Source organism: Pseudomonas sp. TAA207, from assembly GCF_001529285.1.
GTDB classification, from domain to species: Bacteria; Pseudomonadota; Gammaproteobacteria; order Pseudomonadales; family Pseudomonadaceae; genus Aquipseudomonas; species Aquipseudomonas weihenstephanensis.
The window spans coordinates 1-2,742 of record NZ_LLWJ01000016.1 but is presented as its reverse complement, the minus strand read 5'-3'; the positions used below and the strand labels follow the sequence as shown (position 1 = coordinate 2,742).

Below are 2,742 nucleotides of genomic sequence, written 5' to 3'. Positions count from 1 at the left end.
TAGAAGAACTCCTTTTAAATTATTGTCAAGAAAATTTTGTCAATCATGGCATGGTGGCTGATATTGCCATTCATAGAGATAAAGACGGTAATCCTCATGCTCATATTATGACAACAAACCGCCCATTTAAAGAAAACGGGGATTGGGGAACTCGTCAAAAAAAAGTTTATCACTATGATGAACAAGGCAATAAAATTTACGATAAAGAAAAGAAAACTTATCAATGCTCCACAGAAAAAACAACGGATTGGGATAGTAAAGAACGCTTAAAACAATGGCGTGAAAATTGGGCAGTTGCGATTAATAACTCTTTAGAAAAAAAAGGATTAAACATAACCGTAACGGATAAAAGTTTTAAAGAACAAGGAAAGAAAGAACTCCCAACAAAACACCTTGGAAGCTATGCCCATCAACTTGAATTAAAAGGATTGCCTAGTGAAAACGGGGACATCAATAGAGAAATTAAAAAGTATAATCAACTCTTATACAAACAAGAACAATTAGAAAAAGAAACCAAAGAAAAAGTGTAAAGGGCCATGCTAAAATGTAGGAAACGGGCCATTGAAAATGTAGGTTAACTTTAAAATTGTGATAGGCTTTTCCTTATGAGAAAAGACATCCTAGAAAGTATAACCGAACATCTTATGACTGGAATTAAACCTAATTTCGCTGATATTGCCAGACGCTATAATTGTGACTATCGGACGGTCAAACGTTATTATGACCTCGGAAAAGAAAAGACCCTTGAAGAAGCTTCAAAACGAAGGGTCCCACCGTCACTTATTGAGAACTATAAATCAATCATTGAAGATAAACTCAAGCTTGGCTGCTCTGTGCGCTCAATTTACTACTTCATCCAACTAAAAGGCTATCAAGGCTCATATACGACCGTCAAACGCTATGCCAGATTGATTCGAGAATCCTGCAAACATAAAGCAACGATTCGAATTGAAACAACGCCTGGACTTTCTGCTCAAGTCGACTGGAAAGAAAATTTAAAACTGATCTCACGCAATGGTGAAGTGTTTACGATTAATATCTTTCTGTATATTCTTGGCTACTCTCGGATGAAGTATCTTCAATTGACCGTCGACCGTCTCCAACCCACACTCTTTGAGTGTCTCAATCACGCTTTTGAGAAATTCGGAGGTGTCCCTGAAGAAATTTGGTTTGACAATATGAAAACAGTGGTGGACCATTCTAAAAGTCAATTCTCAAATGTTGTTTTCAATGAACGATTCAGGCAGTATGCAAAAGATGCTGGATTTAAACCCATTGCTTGTCGGCCATTCAGACCTCAAACCAAAGGTAAAGTAGAAGCGCTTGCGAGAACTGTTGACCGCCTGCTTGTCTTTAACAATGAGTTTGAAGACCTTGAAGAATTACAAGCACTGGTCCAACAATTGATGGAAGATTTGAATCATAAAGAAATCTCTCAAGCGATTGGAACCTCACCTTCTGAACGTCTTGACCAAGAGGGGTTGAATCTCAAGGCTTTTGATTTAGAGCTTCTCAAAGTTTATAGTCAATTGAGTGTTCCTTTGACTCGAAAAGTCTCTAAAGAGGCACTTGTGATCTTTGAAGGGCGTAAATATTCAGTGCCGGTTAAATATATTGGACAGACCGTAACCTGTGAAAAAGAACAAGAGGACCTTAAAGTCTATTGTGACCAACGCTTGATTGCTCGTCATCCTTTAAGCGACCGTCCCTTTAATTATCGCCGTGAAGATTACGTTGAAATTCTTAAATCAGATGTCTTCAAACATCTTGAAGAAGACGAACTAGAGGCTTATGTGGATGAGAATCTTCAAGCCTACGATTTATTGTGAAGGGAGCGCTTATGACAACTTATCATCAATTACTCAACCAATTGGACCATTTAAAACTCGATCGTGTGCGTCAGCTCTTACCAGAGTTCTTAGATGAGCATGCGGATATTTCCTTAGTAGAGGGCCTTCATGAACTCTTGAGTGAAGAACTTCGTGAACGAGAAGCGCTCCTTCAGGAAAGACGATTAAAAAAAGCCCATCTGCCTTATGAAAAGCGTGTGATGGACTTTGATTTTCAGTTTCAACCGAAAATTAATAAAGCAGAGATTTTAGATTTACATACCTTACGTTTTTTAGATAAGCATGAGAATCTTCTCTTCATTGGCAATAGTGGCGTAGGTAAGACACATTTAGCTATTTCTATCACTTTAGAAGCCCTAGAGAAAGGTTATAGCTCTTACTTTTGTATGAGTACTGAATTAGTGGACCGTTTATTAAGAGCCAATCAAAAAGGAACTTTAGAGCGAGTATTAAAACAGTATGCCAATTATGATGTACTTGTTATTGATGAAGTGGGTTATCTGCCCTTTTCAAGAGATGGAGCGAGTCTTCTCTTTCAACTGATTAATATGAGATATGAAAAGAAATCCACGTTGATTACTACGAATATCCCACTTTCTCAATGGTCTGAGTTTCTTCAAGATAAGAAATTAACGAATGCTTTATTGGACCGCTTGGTTCATCATTCTAAAGTCATTTCTATTACTGGAAAATCTTATAGAATGAAAGACTATAGTGAGAAGAAAACCAAAACCCCAAAAAGTAAATAAAGTGATGGGCCCAAAACCAACAATTTGGGTGGCCCATTTCCTACATTTTCAATGACCCAAAACCAACATTTTTAGATGGCCCTTGACACATTAGCTTCTGTACCAGTTTTAACCCGACTTTTTCCCCTTGTTTAAGTAGAAGA

3 protein-coding genes are annotated in these 2,742 nt (G+C 37.6%); all 3 read left to right on the top strand.

Features of this window, described 5'->3' with window-relative positions; all coding sequences use genetic code 11:
- The coding region (locus AP059_RS00150; RefSeq protein ID WP_218187001.1) for a MobA/MobL family protein at positions 1-530 on the top strand (530 nt) is incomplete at its 5' end.
- A 75-nt stretch (positions 531-605) separates the two neighbouring features.
- The gene (gene istA / locus AP059_RS00145) at positions 606-1,829 is read left to right on the top strand and encodes an IS21-like element IS712 family transposase (RefSeq protein ID WP_059874887.1); all 1,224 of its coding nucleotides are present in this window, start codon (positions 606-608) and stop codon (positions 1,827-1,829) included.
- 11 nt (positions 1,830-1,840) lie between these two features.
- Positions 1,841-2,599 carry an IS21-like element IS712 family helper ATPase IstB gene (gene istB, locus AP059_RS00140; protein ID WP_003331414.1) on the top strand — a complete coding sequence of 253 codons (759 nt, stop codon included), beginning with the start codon at positions 1,841-1,843 and terminating at the stop codon, positions 2,597-2,599.
- Positions 2,600-2,742 lie beyond the last annotated feature (143 nt).

Bases quoted from the DNA above. Each gene is read 5' to 3' on its own strand.
- istB (WP_003331414.1), top strand. From the start codon at position 1,841: ATGACAACTTATCATCAATTACTCAACCAATTGGACCATTTAAAACTC.
- istA (WP_059874887.1), top strand. From the start codon at position 606: ATGAGAAAAGACATCCTAGAAAGTATAACCGAACATCTTATGACTGGA.